At 74.9% G+C, this 20,546-nt stretch carries 13 protein-coding genes; 5 read left to right on the top strand and 8 right to left on the bottom strand.

Annotated features, from left to right (window positions below; genetic code table 11):
* Positions 1–45: 45 nt before the first annotated feature.
* Positions 46–693 carry a DUF1707 SHOCT-like domain-containing protein gene (locus NYO98_RS12455; protein WP_268112050.1) on the bottom strand — a complete coding sequence of 216 codons (648 nt, stop codon included), beginning with the start codon at positions 691–693 and terminating at the stop codon, positions 46–48.
* An 87-nt stretch (positions 694–780) separates the two neighbouring features.
* Between NYO98_RS12455 and NYO98_RS12450 the strand changes: the two genes are divergently transcribed.
* Entirely contained in the window at positions 781–3,807 is a 3,027-nt protein-coding gene (locus NYO98_RS12450; protein ID WP_268112049.1) for an ATP-binding protein, read from the top strand.
* Positions 3,808–3,907: 100 nt separating this feature from the next.
* Here NYO98_RS12450 and NYO98_RS12445 read toward each other — a convergent pair whose 3' ends face one another.
* Positions 3,908–4,183 carry a hypothetical protein gene (locus NYO98_RS12445; RefSeq protein WP_268112048.1) on the bottom strand — a complete coding sequence of 92 codons (276 nt, stop codon included), beginning with the start codon at positions 4,181–4,183 and terminating at the stop codon, positions 3,908–3,910.
* 184 nt (positions 4,184–4,367) lie between these two features.
* Here NYO98_RS12445 and NYO98_RS12440 point away from each other — a divergent pair, with 184 nt between their 5' ends.
* Together NYO98_RS12440 and NYO98_RS12435 are read left to right on the top strand one after the other, a co-directional pair.
* Positions 4,368–7,280: an ATP-binding protein gene (locus tag NYO98_RS12440; RefSeq protein ID WP_268112047.1), complete on the top strand. Its 2,913-nt coding sequence runs from the start codon at positions 4,368–4,370 to the stop codon at positions 7,278–7,280.
* Positions 7,281–7,339: 59 nt separating this feature from the next.
* The gene (locus NYO98_RS12435; protein WP_268112046.1) at positions 7,340–10,336 is read left to right on the top strand and encodes an AAA family ATPase; all 2,997 of its coding nucleotides are present in this window, start codon (positions 7,340–7,342) and stop codon (positions 10,334–10,336) included.
* Here NYO98_RS12435 and NYO98_RS12430 read toward each other — a convergent pair.
* Together NYO98_RS12430 and NYO98_RS12425 are read right to left on the bottom strand one after the other, a co-directional pair.
* Entirely contained in the window at positions 10,254–11,948 is a 1,695-nt protein-coding gene (locus NYO98_RS12430) for a CapA family protein (protein ID WP_268112045.1), read from the bottom strand. The genes NYO98_RS12435 and NYO98_RS12430 overlap by 83 nt on opposite strands.
* A 49-nt stretch (positions 11,949–11,997) precedes the next feature.
* Entirely contained in the window at positions 11,998–12,810 is an 813-nt protein-coding gene (locus NYO98_RS12425) for a Cof-type HAD-IIB family hydrolase (RefSeq protein WP_268112044.1), read from the bottom strand.
* 119 nt (positions 12,811–12,929) lie between these two features.
* On the opposite strand from NYO98_RS12425, the gene NYO98_RS12420 reads away from it, so the two are divergent.
* On the top strand, positions 12,930–15,827 hold the full coding sequence (locus NYO98_RS12420; protein WP_268112043.1) for an ATP-binding protein: 2,898 nt from the start codon (positions 12,930–12,932) through the stop codon (positions 15,825–15,827).
* A gap of 120 nt (positions 15,828–15,947) precedes the next feature.
* Here NYO98_RS12420 and NYO98_RS12415 read toward each other — a convergent pair whose 3' ends face one another.
* Positions 15,948–17,051, bottom strand: coding sequence for an NAD(P)-binding domain-containing protein (locus NYO98_RS12415; protein WP_268112042.1), 1,104 nt, complete (start codon positions 17,049–17,051; stop codon positions 15,948–15,950).
* Between the two features lie 78 nt (positions 17,052–17,129).
* On the opposite strand from NYO98_RS12415, the gene NYO98_RS12410 reads away from it, so the two are divergent.
* The gene (locus tag NYO98_RS12410) at positions 17,130–17,897 is read left to right on the top strand and encodes an isocitrate lyase/PEP mutase family protein (protein WP_268112041.1); all 768 of its coding nucleotides are present in this window, start codon (positions 17,130–17,132) and stop codon (positions 17,895–17,897) included.
* 4 nt (positions 17,898–17,901) lie between these two features.
* On the opposite strand, the gene NYO98_RS12405 is transcribed toward NYO98_RS12410, so the two are convergent.
* From NYO98_RS12405 to NYO98_RS12395, 3 genes are read right to left on the bottom strand one after another with little or no spacing between them, the layout of a single operon-like run.
* A complete protein-coding gene (locus NYO98_RS12405; RefSeq protein ID WP_268112040.1) occupies positions 17,902–18,951 on the bottom strand; it encodes an ABC transporter ATP-binding protein in 1,050 nt (349 codons plus the stop codon).
* Positions 18,948–19,736, bottom strand: coding sequence for an ABC transporter permease (locus tag NYO98_RS12400; protein ID WP_268112039.1), 789 nt, complete (start codon positions 19,734–19,736; stop codon positions 18,948–18,950). Before NYO98_RS12400 ends, NYO98_RS12405 begins: the two co-directional genes overlap by 4 nt.
* Positions 19,733–20,494 carry an ABC transporter permease gene (locus NYO98_RS12395; protein ID WP_268112038.1) on the bottom strand — a complete coding sequence of 254 codons (762 nt, stop codon included), beginning with the start codon at positions 20,492–20,494 and terminating at the stop codon, positions 19,733–19,735. Before NYO98_RS12395 ends, NYO98_RS12400 begins: the two co-directional genes overlap by 4 nt.
* Between the last annotated feature and the right edge of the window lie 52 nt (positions 20,495–20,546).

Genomic DNA, 20,546 nt, shown 5'->3' with positions numbered 1-20,546 from the left:
CTGCTGGCTTCCGCGCGCGGCCGCGCCGCCGCGACGAGGCGGCGGTCAGTAGGTGCCGAGGTACTTCTTGGGGGTGCCGGGAGCAGGCTGGCGCTGGACCGTGACCGAGCCCATGAGGGCCATGCCGCGGATGCGGACGACGGGTGAGCCGGGTCCGACCTCGGCGGCGACCTTGTCCTTGGCCTGGGTGAACTCGCCCATGATCGGGGTGCCGTCCATGACGACGTGCATGTCGGCCGGGACGATCACCTTGACCTCGCCCATGATCGAGCTGGCGTTGAGGAGCGTCTCGTGGGCGGAGAGCTGTGCCTGGCGCAGGTCGATGACGACGCTGCCCATCATGGCGAAGGCGCTGTGGTGCTCGGGGACCGACCAGACGCCCTGGCGCTTGCACTCGCTCATGATCGCGACGGACGAGTTGTGCCCGACGGCCGGCACCGACGACGGCGTACGACGGACGGGCGGGCCGGACGGTGGCACGGCCGGGCCGGTGGCCTGCAGGTCGAGCGTGATCGGCACGAGGTCGCCGTAGGTCTTCGCCTGCCAGGTCAGCTCGAGCCGCTCCTCGAGCTCGTCGAGGTCGATGCGGCCCTCACCGGCAGCGTCACGCAGCACGTCGGCGACGCGCTGGCGGTCGGCGTCGGAGATGCGCATCTGCGACGGGTCGTGCGGGCGGTTCTCGATCTCCCCCATGGCTGCAGCCTAGCGAGGAGCGCGAGCCCCCACCCGTGACGGGCGTCAGGGAGCCGGTCCGGTCGGGGCTCGGCCACATGGTGGGAAATGCGTGGACACGACGACACGGCCGTCGGATTCTGGAAGCCGACGTCTCGGGCTCTGCACCAGCGGCTGCCGGAGGTGGACATGGGCGCACTACCGAGCCCGGACCTGCCACCGGGCGCGCACCAAGAGCTGGTCCGCGCGCTGCACGACCTCCACCACCGGGCCGGCTGGCCGAGCCTCCGCACGCTGGCGCGCCAGTCGGGGGTCTCGCACACCACGGTCTCGAAGGTCATGTCCAGCACGGTCCTCCCGCAGTGGGGGACCGTCGAGCTCCTCGTGGAGGCGATGGGCGGCAGCCGGTCGGAGTTCCATGCCCTCTGGCTGTCCGCCTCGTCGGCGGGCGACGGATCGGCTCCAGCCCCGGCTCCCCGGATCGCCGGTCGCGATGCCGAGCTCGCCGTCGTGCGCGATCACCTGGACGGGGGCGGCGGACTCCTAGTGGTGACCGGGGAGGCCGGGATCGGCAAGTCCACGCTCGTCGGCGCCGCCGCGGCCCTCACCGACACCCGGGTGGCCGTCGGGCGGTGCCTGCCGTTCTCCACCGAGGTCCCGCTGATGCCGGTGGTCGAGCTGCTCCGGTCGATCCACGACTCGGACGGCGGGCGGTGGATCGGGGAGGCGTTGTCCGGCTGCCCGGCCTACGCCCGCGAGGCACTGGCCCGACTCCTGCCCGAGCTGGGCGCCGAGTCGGGCTCCACCGACGACGTCGACTTCGCCCAGCAGCACCTCTACGCGGCCGTCGCGGCGGTGCTCGCCCGACTGGCAGCGTCTGGTCCCCTCGCGGTGGTGGTGGAGGACCTCCACGTGTCGGACGCCACCACCCTCGACCTGCTGGAGTACGTCCTGGCCCGCGGCGTGGAGGTGCCCGTCGCGGTGACGTGGCGCCTGGACGACCAGACGGTCCCGCGTTGGCGGACCGAGTGGCTGGCCAGGATCGAGGCGCTGGCCGCGGTCCGCACCGTCAGCTTGGGCCCGCTCACCCTGGAGGAGACGCGGGACCAGCTCCGCCTGGCCGGGTGGCTCGCCGACAGCCCGAGCCGGGCCAGGCGGATCCACGACCGGTCCCGCGGGCACCCGCTCTTCACCGCGCACCTCGCCATCCAGGGGGACGACCCGAGCCTCCCACCGCTGCTCGCGGACCTCCTCGACCGGCGACTCGGCGACCTCTCACCGGAGCAGGACCGCGTGGCCACAGCGCTCGGTGTCGCCGACGGACCGGTCGACGTCCAGCTGCTGGCGGCAGCGGCCGGCCTCGACGAGGACGCCGTGCTCGTCGCGCTGAGGCACCTCGCGGCGCGACACCTGGTGAGCGTGGGGGCCGTGGACACGGTGCGTCTGGCGCACCCACTCCTCGCCGAGGCCGCTCGTCGTCGCCTCCTCCGCGCAGAGGTGCGCCGGTTGCACCGCACCTTCGCCGAGCTGCTCGGACGCGCCGGCGGAGCGGACCCTGCCGTGGTCGCCGAGCACTGGAGGCTCTCGGGCGAGCCCTCGGAGGAGGCCCGGTGGCGAGCCGCCGCCGCCCGGCAGGCACGCCGCCGCACCGATCCGCGATCAGAGGCCGACCACTGGCTGCGGGTCCTCGAGCTGGGCCGTGAGCACGTCGTCGAGCCCGATGACCTGGTGACCGCGTGGCTGTCCGCGTTCGACGCGCTGCAACTGTCGGGCCGCCTCGAGGCCTGCGCGGCGCTGGTGGACGAGGGGCAACCCGACGTCGACGCGCTTGCGGACGAGCAGGCGGCCAAGGTGCTCCGCCGCGCCGCCCAGGTCGCCTGGCTGGTGGGGGACGACCCGGAGACCGCGGTCGAGCTCGCCGGCAACGCGCTGGACCGCCTCGCCGGACGTCCGGTCGGCGCCGGACTCGTCCACGTCCTGGACCAGCGCGCCAGCACCCTGATGGACCTGGCCCGCTACGACGAGGCGACGCGCGACCTCGAGGTCGCCCTCGAGGCGTGTGCCGAGCTCGACGACGACGCGCTGTACTTCCAGACCGCTGCCACCCTGGCCTGGCACGTGGGCCACCTCGGCGACCTGGCAGCGGCGCTCGACCTGTTCCGCCGGGCGCGCAGCCGGGTGCGCGGCACGGCGGGCCCGTGGCGCGAGGCCCACCTGGCGATGCTGCACACCGACGTCCTCCTGCAGCACCACCGCCCGCCACAGGAGGTCGAGGAGGCCGCCCGACGGGTGCTCGAGCTCGCCCGTGAGTGGCAGCTCGACTTCCACCTCCTCACGGTGGTGAAGGCCAACGTCGTGGAGGCCTACCTCGACGCGGGACGGACCGGCGACGCCGCCGCCCGCCTCGTCGACGTCCCCCGATCGCCCAGCTACGACGACTGGCCGGGGCTCTGGGTCTCGGCGCGCCTCGACATCGTCCGGGGCCGCACGGACGACGCCATCGCGACCATGCGTGCCCTGGTGAAGGCCGGCGACAGCGCGCGCCACCGGCTGGACCGTGCGGTGTGGGAGGCGACGGCGCTGCTGTGGCAGGACGAGCCGGCACGGGCCTGGGCTGCCCTGCGCGACCCGCTGGCGGCCTTCCTCGACTCCCCCGGGATCGTCGACTACTGGATGGCGTTCCTGGTGCTCGCCCGGGCCGCGGCCGACCTGCCCGCGGACCGCGCCCGTCGGGGGTCGAGGGGCGACCCGACCGCGCTCGAGGTCCTGGAGGACCTGGAGGACCTGCGCCGCGCCGCCCGGCGCGACCCGCTGGACCCGCAGCGGTCGTCGGCGGGGGTGGCCGCCGGCGTCACCTGGGAGGCCGAGCTCGTCCGGGCCCGCAGCGCCGACACCGTGGACCACTGGTCACGCGCCGCCGTCGCCTGGGGTCACCTCGGGCGCCCGCACGCGGCGGCGTACTGCCGCTGGCGCGCGGCGCAGGTCGCGCTCCGCGAGAGGCGGGGCGCGGTCGCGACGCGCCTGCTGCGGCGCGCGGCCGCCGACGCGAGCGAGCACGTCCCCCTGTCCCGGGCGATCGCCGAGACGTCGCAGGGGAGCACGGCACCGCACGGCACGGCGGACGAGCCCGCGTGAGGAGGTGGATGGGTCCCTGCCCCGGGGGAGCAGGGACCCATCGGGCGGACTCGGCCAAGGGACGAGGACCGGGCGCCCCCCGACGGCGCCCGGTTGCCTCTCACAGGCCGTTGTCCCGGAAGTCCATCCGGTTCAGGTTCCGCTTCGGGGTCGGCTCGGGCTTCGGAGCCGCGCGCTTGCCGTACTCGTCACCGAAGTCCTTGCGGTTGCCGGACCTGTGGTCGGGGACGGTGGCCGACTTGTCGACCTTGTGGCGGCTGATGTTCTGGGCCGGCGGGTCGAGGTCGGCCCCGCAGGCGGCGAGCGCGGGCAGGACGAGAGCCGCGGCGGCGCAGGCGGCGACGCGGCGGCGGACGGAGTGGGTGTTGGTGCTCATGGTGTGTCCCTTCGTGGTGCCGGACCCGGCTGGACCGGCCGTTCCTCCACGGTGGGACCCCGGCGACGGCGGTTGACAACGCGTGACGAAGGTTGACGCCGCGCACGACAGCGGTCTGGACCAGACGCAGAGCTCCCTCGGGATCGGGGATCCTTGGGCGATGGGGGCGCTACCGCGACCCGACGTGCCTCCCGGCCCTCACCGGGAGCTCGTCGACGCGCTCCACGACCTGCACCACCGCGCGGGCTGGCCCAGCCTGCGCACGCTCGCGACGCGGACGGGGATCTCCCACACCACGGTCTCGAAGGCCCTCTCCTCCCCCGTGCTGCCGAGCTGGGGAACGGTGGAGCTGCTGGTCGAGGCGATGGGAGGCGACGTCGACCAGGCGCGCGAGCTCTGGCTGGCCGCGTCGACGCCCTCGGCCGGTCGCGACGCCGCGCGCGGGACCGAGCGGGGTGCGACGCCCATCGCGGGCCGCGTCGACGAGCTGCGTGTCGTGCGGCAGCACCTCGCGTCCGGCACCGGGCTGCTGCTGGTGACGGGCGAGGCGGGGATCGGGAAGTCCGCCCTCGTCGATGCTGCCGCGACCACGACGGACGTCTTCGTCGCCGTCGGTCGGTGCCTGCACCTGTCGCGCGAGATGCCGCTCCTGCCGGTGGCCGATGCGCTCCGCGCCGTCCTGGACCACGACGGCGGTCGGTGGATGACCGACGCGCTCGCGGCGTGCCCCGCCTACGTGGCCACGTCGCTCGCCCGGCTGCTCCCGGAGCTCGACGACGGCCCCGCCGCCCCGGCGGCCGACGACCCCTGGGGCCTCGAACGGCTCTTCGCGTCCGTGGTCAGCATGCTGCGCGCGCTCGTCGACGTACGCCCCTTCGCCGTGCACCTCGAGGACCTCCACTGGGCCGACCGGAGCACGCTCGACCTGCTCACCCACGTCGTGAACGGCGCGTCGCTGCCACCGGTCGTCGCGACGTGGCGCTCGGACGACCCTGACGTGTCGGACGCGCACACCGACTGGCTCACCCGCGCCCGCTGGACGTCCGGTGTCGCCGCGGTCGACCTGCGACCGCTCACCGAGGCCGAGACGGCCGCGCAGCTGCGCCTGCTCACCGGACACCCGGCCGACGACCTCGCGCGCCGCATCCACCCGCGCAGTCGCGGCCTTCCGCTCTACACCGCCCAGCTCGCGGCGAGCCCGGACGGTGTCGCGCTCCCCCGCGCTCTTGTCGACCTCCTCGACCGGCGCATCGGCGACCTCGACGACGTGTCGTGGCGGGTCGTCCGGGTGCTGGGAGCCGCGCAACGCAGGATGCAGCCCGGCCTGCTCCGTGACGCCACGGGGCTCCCGCAGGACGCGATGGACCAGGCGCTGCACCTCCTGGCGCGGCGCCACCTCCTGCGTCCGGACACCGGTGACGACGCCGAGCTCGCCCACCCCCTCTTCGTCGAGGCCGTCGCACGGCGGCTGGTGCCGGGCGAGGCCGCCGAGGTGCACGCCCGCCTCGCCGAGACGATGGACGGGGCCCCGGGCGTCGAGGCGGCCGAGATCGCCGACCACTGGCGGGCCGCCGGACGGCCCGACCAGGAGGTCTCCGCGCGGGTCGACGCGGCCATCGTGGCGGGCGCCCGCTTCGCCTACGAGGAGGAGCTCGCCACCTGGCAGCGCGTGCTGGCCCTGTGGGACGAGGGCCATCGCCCCGACGACGTCGACCTGTGGGAGGTGCTCGTCCGGGCGATCGACGCGGCCGTCGAGGCCGGCGACGTCGAGGCAGGTCACGACCTCGCGGCACGCGCCGGACGGCTGCAGCTCGACCAGCTCGGCGACCGGGCGCGGGCCCAGGTGCTGCACGCGTTGGGGTCGCAGCGCTACGAGGAGGGCGACGCGGCCGGCGCCGAGGACCTGATGGAGCAGGCGTTGCGACTCCTCGACCCGCTGCCGCCGTCGCCGGAGCTGTTCCGGCTGATCGAGAACCGCACGGGGCTCCTGCTCCAGATGGGGAGACCGACCGAGGCGCTCGCCGCGCTCGACCTGGCCGCCGAGCTGCTCGACGTCGCCGATGCCCGGTTCCGCCGTCGTTACCAGGCGACGCTGGTCTGGCGAGCACTGCAGACCACCGACGACCCCGAAGCGGCGATCGAGGAGGCCCTCCGGGCGCTCGAGGACGCCGACGACCCCGACCCGGTCGCCGACCTGATGATCGCCGCCAACGTGACCGACGTGCTGCTCCGCACCTCGGCACCGGCCGCGCGGTCCGAGGAGCTCGCCCGTGCCCCGCTCGCGACGGCGGCCACCTGGAACCTGGAGCTGTCCTACCCCGGCGTCCTCGTCCGCACGAACGTCTGCTGGGCACACCTCCTCGAGGGACGCACCAGCGCCGCGCGCGGGTGGATCGAGCCGATCACCCGCTCGGGCCCCACCACCAACACGGCGTTCGCCCACGTCATGCTGGCGGCCGTCGAGCTGCGGGAGGGGCACGTGCCGGCCGCCCTCCGGCGAAGTCGCGAGGCGGACGAGCACATCCGCGTCCACGACCAGAACTGGGCGCTCTGCCTGCCGTGGGCGGCGGAGATCGAGCTCTGGGCGGGTCGGGCGTCCGACACCTGCGCCTTCCTCGAGGACGTCGTCCGACAGGAGCTGGAGGGGCCGCAGGCCGCGGCGGCGGGACCGCTGCTCGTGGCGCTGGCCCGGGCGCACGCGGAGGTCATGGACGAGACGGCGGCACCGTCGAGCCTGCGACGGTCGACGTCGAGCTCCCTGCGCGCGCTGGTCGCGGGCGCCTCCGCCGACCCGTTGGACGCGGGCGCACCCGATGTCGCCGCACCTGCCCGCGCCCTGACGTGGGAGGCCGAGCTGTGCCGGCTGGAGGGCCGCGCCGCCGCCTGGGCCTGGGTGCGCGCCGCCTCGCAGTGGGACCGTGCGGGACGTCCGCACGAGTCCGCCTACTGCCGGTGGCGGGGCGCGCAGCTGGCCCTGCGCGAGGGCCGGGGCACCTCGGCGGCCCGGCTGGCCCGCCGGGCCCGCGCCGACGCGCGGGAGCACGTCCCGCTGGCCGGGGCGACGACAGCGACGCTCGACCGCGTCAGCACGACCTGACGGGATCTGGACAACCCGTCGGCACCGGTCGATCCTGTGGAGGAACCCTGGGAGGGCCGATGGGCCTGCTTCACCAGCCCGAGCTCGCGCCCGGACCGCACCGCGACCTCGTCGACGCGCTGCACCGCCTGCACCGCGAGGCAGGTCGGCCCAGCCTCCGCGCGATCGCCCGCCGGGCCGGGTGCTCGCCCACCACCGTGTTCCACCTCTTCACGCACCCACGACCGCCCGCCTGGTCGCTGCTCGAGGAGGTCGTGACGGCGATCGGGGGCGTCCCCGCGGACTTCCGGGACCTCTGGCTCGCCGCGACGGCGGACGGTGCCCGCCACCTGCCCGCTCCCGGGCGGACCATCGCCGGGCGCCGGGCGGAGCTCCTCGTCGTACGCCGTCACCTCGAGGCCGGCGGCGGGCTGGTGGTCGTCACCGGGGAGCCGGGCATCGGCAGGACGACGTTGCTGGCCGCGGCCTCGCAGCAGGTGTCCACGTTCGTGGCCAGGGCCGGCGGGGTGCCGGTCCGGGCGGCTGCTCCGTTCGCGCTCGTGTCCGACGTGCTGCGGAGCGCCCGGCTCGCCGACGACGGTCGGTGGTTCGACGAGGCACTGGCCCGGTGCCCCGCCTTCGTGCCCCCCGCGCTGGCCCGGATCGTGCCGGAGATCGGGCCGTCGCGTCCCGACCCGGAGGACCGCTTCGCCGCGGCCCGGCTCTTCGCGGCGATCGAGTCGACCCTCGCCGCGCTGTCCTCCCTCCGCCCGCTGGCGCTGGTCCTCGAGGACCTGCACTGGTCCGACCCCAGCTCGCGTGGCTTCGTCGAGCGGCACGTGGTCGGTGGCCGGGGTGTCCCGATCGTGGCCAGCCTGAGCAGCGGCGAGTCGGCGGCGGCCGACGCCTGGCTGACGCGCGTGCGGCGGGAGGCGGCGCTGGTGCTCAACCTCGCGCCGCTCACCCCCAAGGAGACGCGCGAGCAGCTGCGCCTCCTCATCGGACCACGACTGCGCCGCGGCGACGTCGAGCGCGTCCACGCGGTCACCCGTGGAGTGCCGCTGCTCACCGAGGCCCTGGCGCGCTCGATGACCGCAGGCACCGCACTCGCGCCGGTGGAGGACCTGCTGTCCCCGCGGCTCGACCAGCTGGACCCGAGCGCCCGGACGGTGCTCCTCGTCGCAGCGCTCGCCGAGCGGCCCCTGCCGCCGCCGGTCGTCGCGGACGCGACGTCGATGGGCCGGGCCGAGCTCGCCGACTCCGTCCGCGACCTGGTGTCCCGCCACCTGCTCGCCGACCCCTACACGGCGACCGACGTCACCGTCCGACACCCGCTCGTGTCCGCCGCCGTGCGAGCCCGGCTCGTCCCGGGCGAGACGGCCCCGGTGCACCGCCGGCTGGCGTCGGCCGTGTCCACGACGGCCCACGTGTCGCCGGCCGAGGTCGCGGGGCACTGGCGTGGCGCCGGCGAGCCTCGTGAGGAGCTGCGCTGGAGGGTCGCGGCGGCGCGAGCGGCCTGCGACGGGCTGGCCCGGGACGAGGAGGCGCTGCACTGGCGGCGCGCCCTCGACCTCTGGCCTGCCGACGGACCGGCCCCCGCCGACGCCGGGATCACCCGGTGCGAGCTGCTGCTGGAGCTGGTCCACGCCACGGTCGGCTCCGGGCACACCCGCCACACCGGGCAGGCGAGGTCGTGGCTGGAGGAGGCCCTGGCCCTCGCTCCGGCACTGCCCGAGCGCGACCATGCCCTCGCGCTGTGCCGGGCCGGCCAGGTGCTGGCGCAGGCCGACCCGCAGGCGTCCGTGGACCTCGCCGACGAGGCGATCGCCGTGCTGGACGCGCTCGACGACCGCGTCGCCCTGGTCCGGGCCATGGGGGTGAAGTCCAGCGCCCTGCGAGGAGCGGGCCGCAACGGCGAGGCCGACGTCGTCATCGACCGGACGCTCGAGACCACCGTCCGGCTCGGCGACCCGGCGCTGCACCGAGGCGCCCTGATCGAGCGGGCCTGGCACGACATCGTCCTGGGGCGGACGGCCCACGGGCTGCGGGCCGCCCGGGAGGCGAGGTCCATCGTCGTGGAGGGCGATCCCTTCAGCGACGTCTGGCTGGGGACGTACCACACCGACCTGCTGCTGATGCTCTGTGCCGCAGCCGACGACGTCGCCGACGCGGCGGATCCCGGGCTCGCCGCGGTGCGCGAGGCCGGCATCGAGTCGTTCGTGCTGAGCACGATGCTCCTCTGCAACGTCGCCGAGGCCCGCCTCCACGCGGGTGCCCCCGGGGCCGCCTCCCGGCTGGTCCGTCCCCGGACCAGGGACGATCCCCGCCAGCCCACGCGTTTCCTGCACCTCGTCCGCGCCTGGGTCCAGGTCGTGCAGGGCGACCTCGAGGCCGCCGACCGCCGGCTCGAGAAGGTGGCCTCGCTCGACTTCGGCGTCAGTGCCCACCGTCAGGCGGTGGTGAACGTGCAGGCGATGTGCGACCTGTGGCGCGGGCTGCCGGCCCGGGCCCTGGATCGCATCGGCGCGGGCATCGACGGGGAGACCGTCACCTCGTGGTCGCCCTACACCGGCTCGCTCCTGTGCCTGGCCGCCCGGGCCGCCGCCGATGTGGCCGCGGCCGACCCGGGCCGCCGCAGCGACCTGGCCGCCCAGCTCGCTGCCTGGCAGCAGCAGTGGTCCACCGACCCGCTCGCCCCGGAGGCGGTGCACGCGGCGGCAGCCGCCACCCGCAGCACCTGGCGGGCAGAGCTGGCCAGGCTGCACGGCGTCCCGCAGCTGCCCCTCTGGGTCGGCGCGGCCGAGCAGTGGGACCTCGTCGGTCGCCCCCACGAGGCGGCGTACTCCCGCTGGCGGGGCGCCGAGGTCGCGCTGCGTGAGAACCGGGACGTCCTCGCCGGCCGGCTCCTCCGCCGCGCCCATGCCCAGGCGCGCGGCCACGTGCCGCTGCTCGGCGTGATCGACCGGACCCGGGCCGGAGCCGCGCTCCCGGCGGTCAGCGCCCTCGCGGCGCCGCGACGTGCTGGTAGTCCTTGGACGACACCCAGTCCCCGCCCCACTCCCAGCCCAGGCGCGTGAACGCCGAGACCGGGATGTCGCCCGCGCGGACCACACCGGGCCGGGCGGGTGCCGACCGGTCCCGCGGGACCCCCGCGAAGGGTCGCCCGGCCGGCGGGTCGACGCCTCGCGCGGTGACGTAGGGGTTCTGCACGGGGTTGATGTCGATCGCCGCGCCATAGGCGTGCCGCGACCAGCTGCGCTGTCCCGCGACCCGACGACAGTTGAAGCCCGAGGTGTTGTTCGCCGCCATCGAGAGGTCGTCGTCGGCCCGGTAGTCGTCCACGAGCCGCATCCGGGCGACCGGGAAGCCGGCGTCGTACAGGCGACCGAACGCGCCCGCCACCTGCCGGGCCCACCGCCGGTGGACGACCAGCTCACCGGTCCGGGCGCGACCGTCGAAGTCACGGTGGGTCAGCTCCAGGTGGCGCAGGTCGCGCAGCGGGACCGGACAGCCAGGCCGGTGGCTGCGGCGCATCCGGTCGGCGAGGTCGGCGTCGATGCGGCTGACCGACGAGGCGTACGCCGGGTCGTCCGCCTGCGAGCCGCCGCGGTCGGCGGCCAGTCCGGTGCAGCGCTGCCGGGCGCGCCAGTCCGCCACGGCGCGGCCCCGCGCGGCGCCGGTGACCGGGACCGGGCGCCCGTCGGTCGACGAGATGGCGGCCGGTGTCCACGACTTCCGCACGGCCCCGCCGGCGTCGAGGGTGACCGACAGGACGCCCGTCTGCTCCTGGCGGGCGTGGTACCAGACGAAGTTGCCGAGCCCGTAGGACACCACCGCCTCGCCGGCCCAACCCGCGCCGCCGAGCACGTGCGAGTGGCTGCCCACCACGACGTCCGCGCCCGCGGCGGCGAGGTCACGGGCGAGCAGCCGCTGGGACTGCGTCGGGCACGACTGGTACTCCCTGCCCCAGTGCACGTACACCACGACCAGCTGGTCGCGGGCCGACGCCGCCTCGACCTCGTCGACCAGCTCCGCGGCGTTGCTCCCCCGCGCCGAGGCGGTGCCGAGCCGGCCGGCGGTCGCGGACCACACGCCGCCGGCACCCTCGCGCTGGACGCCGTCCGCGGCGAGGAAGGCGACCTCGAGGTCGCCGACCTCGACCACGTGGGGGTCGTACGCCGCCTCGCCACGGCCCGCGCCGACCGTCGCGACGCCGCGCTTACGGCCGGCGGCGAGGGTGTCCCGCAGGCCGGCGGCGCCGTAGTCGCCCGCGTGGTTGTTGGCCACGCTCACCACGTCGACGCCGGCGTCGGCCAGCACGTCGACGGCGGCGGGGCGCGTGCGGAACCAGTAGCGGTCGCGGGCGTTCTCGAGCTCCTTGGGGTCGCGCCGTCCGCTGCGGGTCACCGGCGTCTCGAGGTTGACCATGGCGACGTCGGCGGTGCGCAGCGTCCGGGCGATGCTCCCCAGCCCGCCGGGGCGGTCGAGCAGCCGGGCGGCCCGGCCCTCGAAGTGCACGTCGCCGCCGAAGGCCAGGGTGATCTCGTCGGGGCCCGGCGTCGCGGCCGCCCCGCCCGTCACCGAGTCGCGGTCACCGGTCCCGCTGCGGGTGTCGGCGGGCGGGGACGCGGTGCAGGCCGAGAGGGCGAGGACGAGCGACGCCGCACCTCCCCACGCCCCGACACCCATGTCGCGATTGTGCCCCGCCCACCCCGACGAGGTGCTCCGCGCGAGGGCGTCAGGAGCCCAGGAGCCGCTCCAGGACGATCGCGACGCCGTCGTCCTGGTTGGACGCGGTGACCTCGTCGGCGACGTCGATCGCCTCCGGCACCGCGTTCGCGACCGCCACGCCGTGCCCGGCCCACGCCAGCAGCTCCACGTCGTTGGGGGCATCACCGAAGGCCACCACCTCGTCGGGGTCGATGCCGAGCCGCTCGCAGAGGCGGGCGACACCCCAGGCCTTGCTGACGCCGGCGGCCATCACCTCGACGAACGGCGCCCCGGAGTGGGTCAGCGCGACGTCGTCGTGGCCGAGCGCCCGGACGGCCGCGAGCAGCTCGGTCACGCCGAGATCGGGGTGTCGCACGATGAGCTTGAGGCTCGGTTCGGCGAGGACCTCTGCGAGCGCGTGGCCCGACATGGTCGACACGTCGCGCTTGTGGTCCTCGAAGGTCGCCAGCGCGGCGTAGCCCTCCTGCGCCACGAAGCCCTCGCCACCGTCCCGCACGCTGACGTGAAGCAGTCCCGGGACCTGCTCGGCCAGCGCCGCGACCAGTCTCTGCTGCGCCTCGACGGCGACCGGCTCCTCGAAGAGCCGCTCGCCGGTGGTCAGGTGGATGCCCAGCGCCCCGTTGGAGCACACCGCCCACCCGTCGAACCCGGCCGCCTCGGCGAGAGGGCGGACCCCGAGCGGCTGGCGTGCGGTCACCGGCACGACGTGCACCCCTGCGGCGCGGGCGGCGTCGAGGGCGGCGCGGGTGCGCGGGCTCACCGTGCGGTCGTCGCGCAGCAGCGTGCCGTCGAGGTCGGTCGCCACCAGTCGCAGTCGCATGGCCCCACGCTAGGTGCCCGGTCCGGACCGGCGACCGGCCGCCTCCCGAACTGCGTGGACACGGCAACGGCCACCGGCGATCCTGAAGGCAGGACCACGGCCGAGGGAGGGATCCCGGTGTGAGCGCACTCCCCCGCCCGGACCTGCCACCGGGGCCGCAGCGCGACCTGGTCGTCGCGCTCCACGAGCTGCACCACCGCGACGGCTGGCGCAGCCTGCGGGCGCTCGCGCGCGAGACCGGGGTCTCGCACACGACGGTGTCCAAGGCCTTCTCCTCGGGCACGCTGCCCTCGTGGGGCGTCCTGGAGCTGCTCGTCGAGGCGATGGGCGGTGACCCGGCGACCTTCCACGGGTGGTGGATGGCCGCGTCCGCGCCTGCCGCCGACGACGGTCGGCCGACGGCTGCGATCGCCGGACGACGTGCCGAGCTCGACGTCGTACGACGTCACCTCCAGGCGGGTCACGGCCTCCTGCTCGTCACCGGCGAGGCCGGGATGGGCAAGACCACGGTGCTCGAGGCCGCGTCCGCGCAGGTGCGGGACTCCGTGCTGCTCGCGTCCGGACGGTGCCTCCCGCTCTCGTCCGAGGTCCCCCTCCTCCCGGTGGCCGAGGCCCTGCGCCAGGTGGATCGCGCCGAGGACGGACAGCTGGTCGCCCGCGCGCTCCGGGTGTGTCCGGACTACGTCCGCGAGGCGCTCGCCACGGTGCTCCCCGAGTGGTCGACCGACGCGCCGCCTGCCGACCCGGACGACCGGTGGCTGCGCCAGCGGCTGTTCTCGGGCGTCGCGGAGCTGTGCCGGGCGCTGTCGACCGAGCAGCCCTTCGCGCTCGTGCTGGAGGACCTGCACTGGGCGGACGAGCTGACCCTGGACGTCGTCGAGCACCTGGTCCGCCACACGGGCTCGAGCGTCCTCGGCTCCTGGCGAACCGATGACCCCGAGGTCGCCGCGCGGCACCGGGAATGGTTCGGTCGGATGCGTCGGGATGCCGCGGTCCTGCCACTCGGACCCCTGACCGAGGGCGAGACCGTCGACCAGGTCAGGTCGATCCGGCCCTTGGCGACCGGCGATGACGCCAGTCGCATCCACGCCCGCAGCCTGGGACAGCCCCTCTTCACCGAGCAGCTCGTACATGCCGGGGCGGGCGAGCCGACCTTCCTCGACGACCTGCTCGACGACCGGGTGGCTCCGCTCGTCGGACCACCATGGGCCGTGGTGTCCGTGCTGGGCATCGCGGACCGGCCCTTGACGGAGGGCGAGATCGCACGCGCCGCCGGTCTGGAGGCCGACCGGCTCGCCGATGCCCTGCGCAGGCTGCTGGCCCAGCGGATCCTCGACGTCGACAGCGGCGGCGTGCAGCTGCGCCACCCGCTTCTCGCGGAGGCCGTACGGCGCCGGATGATTCCCGGCGAGGCCGCCGCGGCGCACCGAGCGGTGGCCGTGACGATGGCCGCGGGCGACGAGCCCGAACCTGCGGAGGTCGCCCGGCACTGGCAGGAGGCCGGCGACCACGACGAGGAGCTGCACTGGCAGGTGCGGGCAGCCCGTGCGGCGGAGGAGCGGTACGCCGGCGCCCAATCGGCCGAGCACTGGCGTCGAGCCCACGCGCTGTGGCCCCCGGACGCCGCAGAGGTCGGCTCGCCGCCGGTGCGCCGGCACGAAGTCGTCGCCGGCATCGCCAGTCAGCTCGACCTCGCAGGCCGACCACGCGAGGCAGTCCCGCTGCTGGAGTCGGAGCTCGCGCTACCGGACCCGCCCCAGCTCTTCGACGTCGCCGAGCGTGCAGACCTGTTGCGCCAGCTGGCCCGCCTCCGCTCCTCGCAGTTCGTTGCGGGAGACGTCGGCCTGCGGCTGGTCGAGCAGGCGATCGCGCTGTACCGCGGGCTGCCACCCTCGGCCGGCCTCGCGGCAGCGCTCCTGTGGCACGGCAACGAGCTGGAGTGGCACGGTCGTCGTGACGAGGCGACCGCGACGCTGGAGGAGGCGGTTCACGTCGCGGCCACTGCTGGTGACCGCCCGCTCGAACGCTCGGTGCGTGCCCAGTGGGCCTGGCAGCTGGCCGCGTCGGGCGATGACCGCGGCGTCGAGGAGATCGAGCACGTGATCCGCGAGTTCGGCCACGACGGCCACCCCTCGGGGAACCTGTACGTCGCCGTCCGCCACACCGACATCCTGTTGATGGCCTGCCGGCCGGCGGAGGACGTGGCCCTGGCCGCAGCGGCCGCTCTGCAGCAGGCGGCGACGTGGCGCATCAGGAGCGGGGGTGCCGAGGCGGTGAAGGTCAACGTCAGCCAGGCCTGGCGGCGGGCAGGGATGGTCGGACGCGCGATGGAGGCCGTGGCGGCCGACACGGCAGCCGAGGAGCCCGCAACCGTCTCCCTCCTGCACGTCGAGCGCGCCATCCTCGAGGTGCTCCTGGGTCGCCGGGATGCCGTGGCGCGTCGCCTCGACCGTTTCGAGAGGCGTGGAGGCGTGGTCGACCCCTTCTCCCTGGAGGCCCACCTCCATCATGTGATCTGGTGGGGCGATCCGGCCGAGGGCCTCGAGCTGGCGGAGACCGTCCTGGTGGGCCGACACGACGAGGTGGCGCCCGGCATCGCTGGGGAGCTGCTCGCGATCGTCACCCGCGCGGCTGCCGACGCGACCGCGGCTGACCCCACCGCCGAGCGGACGGGGGTCGCCCGCCGCGTCGATGGGCTCCGGGCCGCCATGCACCACGACCCCTTCGCCCCGGACGCAGTCCTGGCCGACCGCGCCGCGCTGCCGCAGTGGCAGGCCGAGAAGCAGCGCCTGCTGGGCCGCGACACCATCGAGACATGGGCCGAGGCGGCCGCCACCTGGCACGACCTCGACCGCCCGCACGACGAGGCGTACTGCCAGTGGCGAGCCGCCGAGGTGGCACTCCGCGACGGGCACGGCACGGTCGCAGCGCGGCTCCTCAGGCAGGCCGCGGCCCGGGCGCGCGAGCACGTCCCGCTCGCGCAGGCGATCGCGCGGACTGCAACCGGAACGCGGTGAGCTCGGGGCCTGCCAGTGGACACCCGACGCCACGGTGGCGGCAGATCGCAGGCCGAAGCCCACCGAGACCGCAAGGTGCCGCCACCCACCGACGCGAGGCACGGGCGGACCCGCCCCGGGTCAGGCCGCGATCGCGCCGAGGTGGCGCGACACCGCGAGGGCGGCCTGGCGACCGGCGCGCGAGGCGCCGACCGTGCTGGCCGACGGGCCGTAGCCCACGAGCTGCACCCGGGGGTCGCGCACGGCCGTGGTCGCGCCCTGCACGTTGCCGGGCACGGGGACGAGCGCGATGCCACCGTGAGGAGAGCGCAGGCCGAGGGGCGCCAGGTGCTCGACGGCGGGGCGGAACCCCGTGGCCCAGAGGATCGCGTCGGCGTGCTCGAACCGGCCGTCCGCCCACCGCACCCCGTCGGGCGCGATCCGCTCGAACATCGGGAGCCGACGCTCGTAGGCGCCCAGCCGTGCCGCCTCCTGCTCCTGGGGGCGCAGCGCCAGGCCGGTCACGCTGACGACGCTCGCCGGCGGCAGCCCCTGTCGTACGCGCTCCTCGACGGCCGTGACCGCGGCGAGGCCGGCGGCGGAGTCGAAGTCGGCGTCGCGCCACACCGGCGGGCGACGGGTCACCCACAGCGTGTCCGTGACGGGAGCGAGCTCGCCGATGAGCTGCACCGCGGAGGCGCCGCCACCGACCACCAGGACGCGCCTGCCACGGAAGTGCTCCGCGCCGGGGTAGCCGACGGTGTGCAGCTGCTCGCCCGCGAACGACGCGATGCCCGGGTAGTGGGGGACGAACGGGCGCGTCCAGGTGCCGGTCGCGTTGACCAGGGTGCGGGTGCGCCACTCGCGGTCTCCCGCCCGCACGACGAGGAGGTCGCCCTCGCTCTCGACGCGGACCACCCGCACCGGACGCACGACCGGGAGGTGGTGCCACCGCTCGTAGCCGTCGAAGTAGTCGGGCACGACGAGGTTGGCCGCGCGGTCGCTGCCGGCGGGGGCGGTGGACGCCGGCAGGTCGGCGACCCCGTGCACGTCGCCCATGCTGAGGGACGACCAGCGGTGCTGCCACGCCCCGCCGGGCCCCGGGTTGGCGTCGAGGACGAGGTGGTCGATGCCGCGCTGGCGCAGGAAGTACGACGCCGCGAGACCGGCCTGCCCGGCACCGATGACGACGGAGTCGAGGACGGAGTCGGGCGCTGCCTCGCGCGCTGCCTCGTGGACCTTCACGTCGCCTGCAACGCCTGAGCGCGGGGTCCTATGCCCGCGCCCCTGTGCTCATCGCGTCCCGCGTGGCAGCCTCGTCGCATGACCACCTCCGTCGCCACCCTCGCCACCCGGCTCCTCGAGCTCCACCACACCGGCTCCACGCTGGTCCTGCCCAACGTCTGGGACGCCTGGTCCGCGAAGGTGGTCGCGGAGGCCGGCTTCGGCGCGCTCAGCATCGGCAGCCACCCGCTGGCCGACTCCCGCGGGCAGGGGGACAACGAGGACATGACGATCGACGACGCGCTCGACGGCGTACGACGGATCTGCTCGGCCGTGCCCGAGGTCCCCGTGACCGCCGACATGGAGGCCGGCTACGGCGCCGCGCCCGCCGAGCTGGTCGAGCGGCTGCTCGAGGCCGGCGCCGTCGGCCTCAACATCGAGGACACCGTCCACTCCGACGGAGGGCGGATGCGGTCGGCGGCGGAGCACGCCGACTACATCGGCGCGATCCGCCAGGCGGCCGACGCGGCCGGCGTCGACCTCGTGGTCAACGCGCGCACCGACGTGTTCCTCAAGAAGGACCAGTTCGCCGACCCCGTCGACGAGGCGATCACCCGCCTGCGCGCGTGCGAGGAGGCGGGCGCGCGCTGCGTCTACCCCGTCGGCGTACCGGACGCGGCTGCCCTGCAGGCACTGCTCGACGCCCTCTCCGGGCCGGTCAACGTGATCGCCAACCCCCGCACCGGCAGCGCCGCCGGGTCGCTGGAGGACCTGCAGGCGATGGGCGTGCACCGGGTGACCTTCGGCCCGAAGCTGATGCAGGAGCTCGCCCCCGACCTGACGGCCCTGGTCACGCCCTGGCGGTGACGCCTCAGGCCACGACGAGCACGGGGGCCGGGTCGACGACCAGCCGGACCCGGTCGCCGGGCTGGAGGCGAAGGGCCTCGGAGCTGGCCAGCTGGGCGACGACCGCGGTGCCGTCGTCGAGCGTGCAGGTGACGCGGGAGAGGGGTCCGAGGAACATCACGGTCGTGACGGTGGCGTGGCCACCGTCGTCGGCGACGACCGAGACGGACTCGGGTCGCACGAGCGCCTGACCCGGCCCCGTCGTGGAGCCGGGCAGGACGGGCACCTCGCGGCCGAGGACGGCGGCCACTCCGTCGTGGACGTCGGCCGGCAGCCGGTTGCTGAGCCCGACGAACTCGCCCACGAACCGGGTGGCCGGTGCCGAGTAGAGCTCAGCGGGAGGTGCGAGCTGCTCGAGCCGTCCGGCGTTCATCACGCCGACCCGGTCGGCGACGGCGAGCGCCTCCTCCTGGTCGTGGGTGACGAACAGCGTCGTGGTGCCGACCTCGAGCTGCACCCGACGGATCTCGTCGCGCAGCTGCACGCGCACCTTGGCGTCGAGCGCCGAGAGCGGCTCGTCGAGCAGCAGCACCGACGGCTCGACGGCCAGTGCCCGCGCCAGCGCGACGCGCTGCTGCTGCCCACCGGACAGCTGGTGGGCGTAGCGGTCGGCGTGCTCGGCCAGGCCGACCAGGTCCAGCACGTCACCGGCCCGCGCGCGGCGCGCGGCGCTGTCGCGGCCGCGCAGCTTCAGGCCGAAGGCGACGTTGTCGATCACGGTCATGTGGGGGAAGAGGCTGTAGGCCTGGAAGACCATCCCCATGTCGCGCTTGTTGGCGGGCACCCGGGTGAGGTCGCGCCCACCCACCGAGACCGATCCCGAGGTCGCCCGGTCGAGCCCCGCGAGGATCCGCAGGGCGGTGGTCTTGCCGCAGCCCGAGGGGCCGAGCAGCGCGACCAGCTCGCCGGGCTCGATGTGGAGGGTCAGTCCGTCAAGGGCGCGGATCTCTCCGTAGACGCGCGTGAGGTCGGTGAGGTCGACGGCCAGCCCGCGCTCGGCCGAGGGGTCGGTCATGAGGACGCTCCTTGCTTGTGCCGGTCGCGGCTGAGGAAGGTGAGGCCGACGAGCAGCGCGGCCACGAGGACCATCGAGGCGAGGGCGGCGGCCATGGCGGCCGGGCCGTTGCTCTTGTAGAGCGCCGCCGTCGCCACCGGCAGGGTGTCGAAGTGCAGCAGCGAGGCGAACACGTACTCGCCCAGCACGAGCGCGACAGCGATGAACGCGGCACCCAGGATGCCGCCGGTGATGTTCGGCATGATGATGCGCACGATCACGGTGAACCACCCGGCGCCCAGCGAGCGGGCGGCCTCCGACAGGGTCTCGGCGTCGATCGCGGACAAGGACGCGTCGATCGCGCGGTAGGCGTAGGGCAGCACGAGCACGACGTAGGCGAAGGTCAGCACCAGCGCGTTGTCCCCGAGCAGGTAGGTCACCCACGAGTAGACGTTGCTGATGCCCACCACGATGACCAGCGCGGGGATCGTGAGCGGCAGCAGGCACAGGAACTCGATCAGTCCCCGCGCCCGCGGGACCCGCAGCCGCACCCACACCATCGTGGGCACGAGCAGGGCGACCATCAGCACGACGGTGAACAGCGCCAGCAGCAGCGAGGCGATGATCGAGGACCGGAGGTCCTCGTCGGTGACCATGAAGGCCCAGTTGTCCCAGGTCCGGCCGGGGGCGCTCCCCCGGACCTGCGTGGAGAAGTCGAGCATCGCCAGCAGCGGCACGAAGAAGTAGACCGCGAACAGGAGGAAGCCGACGGCGCGGAGGACCTTGAAGCCCGGGGACGGGGTCATCGCATCCACCTCGACGCGCGCCGGAGCAGCAGGTTGTAGCCCACCATCACCACCGAGACCACGACGATCATCTCGAGCGCGAGCGCGAAGCCCAGGTTGGCCTGGCCGAGCAGCACCTCGCTGGTGATGGCCTGGCGGATCATCAGCGGCACGATCGGCTGTCCCTGGCTGACCAGCACGGCCGCGGTGGCGTACGCCGCGAACGCGTTGGCGAACAGCAGCAGCAGCGCGCCGAGGAACGGGGGCGTGAGCAGCGGCAGAGCCACGTTGCGCCAGTAGTCCCAGGTGCTCGCGCCGAGGTTGACCGCCGCCTCGCGCCACTGCGGCCGGAGCCCGTCGAACGCCGGGGTGAAGACGATGACCATCAGGGGGACCTGGAAGTAGGAGTAGACGACGACGAGGCCCGGCAGCCCGAACAGCCATCCGTCGCCGTAGACGTCGGCCCCGAGCCAGTCGGACATCGCCTGGGTGACGACACCGACCGGGCCGATCGTGGCGATCCAGGCGAACGCGAGCACGACGCCGCCGAACTGCGCGAGCACGCCGCTGACGGCGAGCGCGGAGCGCCGCAGCAGGTTCTGCGACGGCAGCGAGACGATGAGGTAGGCGAGCACCGCCCCGAGCACCGCACCGATGAGGGCGGTCGAGGCGGACAGGACCAGCGAACCCCTGAGCGCGGAGAGGGCGGCCTCGCTGCGCAGCGCGTCCAGGTTGCCCAGCGTCGGGCGGCCCTCCGCGTCCTGGAACGCACCCACCACCACGGTGAGGGTCGGGACGACCAGGAAGACCAGGACGTAGAGGAGGAACGGG

Origin of the sequence: Nocardioides pini, from assembly GCF_026712185.1 — a bacterium.
Classification (GTDB): domain Bacteria; phylum Actinomycetota; class Actinomycetes; order Propionibacteriales; family Nocardioidaceae; genus Nocardioides; species Nocardioides pini.
The sequence above is the reverse complement of the archived record's forward strand: the minus strand, read 5'-3'. Positions and strand labels throughout refer to the sequence as shown.

Bases quoted from the DNA above. Each gene is read 5' to 3' on its own strand.
- NYO98_RS12400 (WP_268112039.1), bottom strand. From the start codon at position 19,736: ATGACCCCGTCCCCGGGCTTCAAGGTCCTCCGCGCCGTCGGCTTCCTC.
- NYO98_RS12435 (WP_268112046.1), top strand. From the start codon at position 7,340: ATGGGCCTGCTTCACCAGCCCGAGCTCGCGCCCGGACCGCACCGCGAC.
- NYO98_RS12405 (WP_268112040.1), bottom strand. From the start codon at position 18,951: ATGACCGACCCCTCGGCCGAGCGCGGGCTGGCCGTCGACCTCACCGAC.
- NYO98_RS12425 (WP_268112044.1), bottom strand. From the start codon at position 12,810: ATGCGACTGCGACTGGTGGCGACCGACCTCGACGGCACGCTGCTGCGC.
- NYO98_RS12410 (WP_268112041.1), top strand. From the start codon at position 17,130: ATGACCACCTCCGTCGCCACCCTCGCCACCCGGCTCCTCGAGCTCCAC.
- NYO98_RS12450 (WP_268112049.1), top strand. From the start codon at position 781: ATGCGTGGACACGACGACACGGCCGTCGGATTCTGGAAGCCGACGTCT.
- NYO98_RS12455 (WP_268112050.1), bottom strand. From the start codon at position 693: ATGGGGGAGATCGAGAACCGCCCGCACGACCCGTCGCAGATGCGCATC.
- NYO98_RS12430 (WP_268112045.1), bottom strand. From the start codon at position 11,948: ATGGGTGTCGGGGCGTGGGGAGGTGCGGCGTCGCTCGTCCTCGCCCTC.
- NYO98_RS12445 (WP_268112048.1), bottom strand. From the start codon at position 4,183: ATGAGCACCAACACCCACTCCGTCCGCCGCCGCGTCGCCGCCTGCGCC.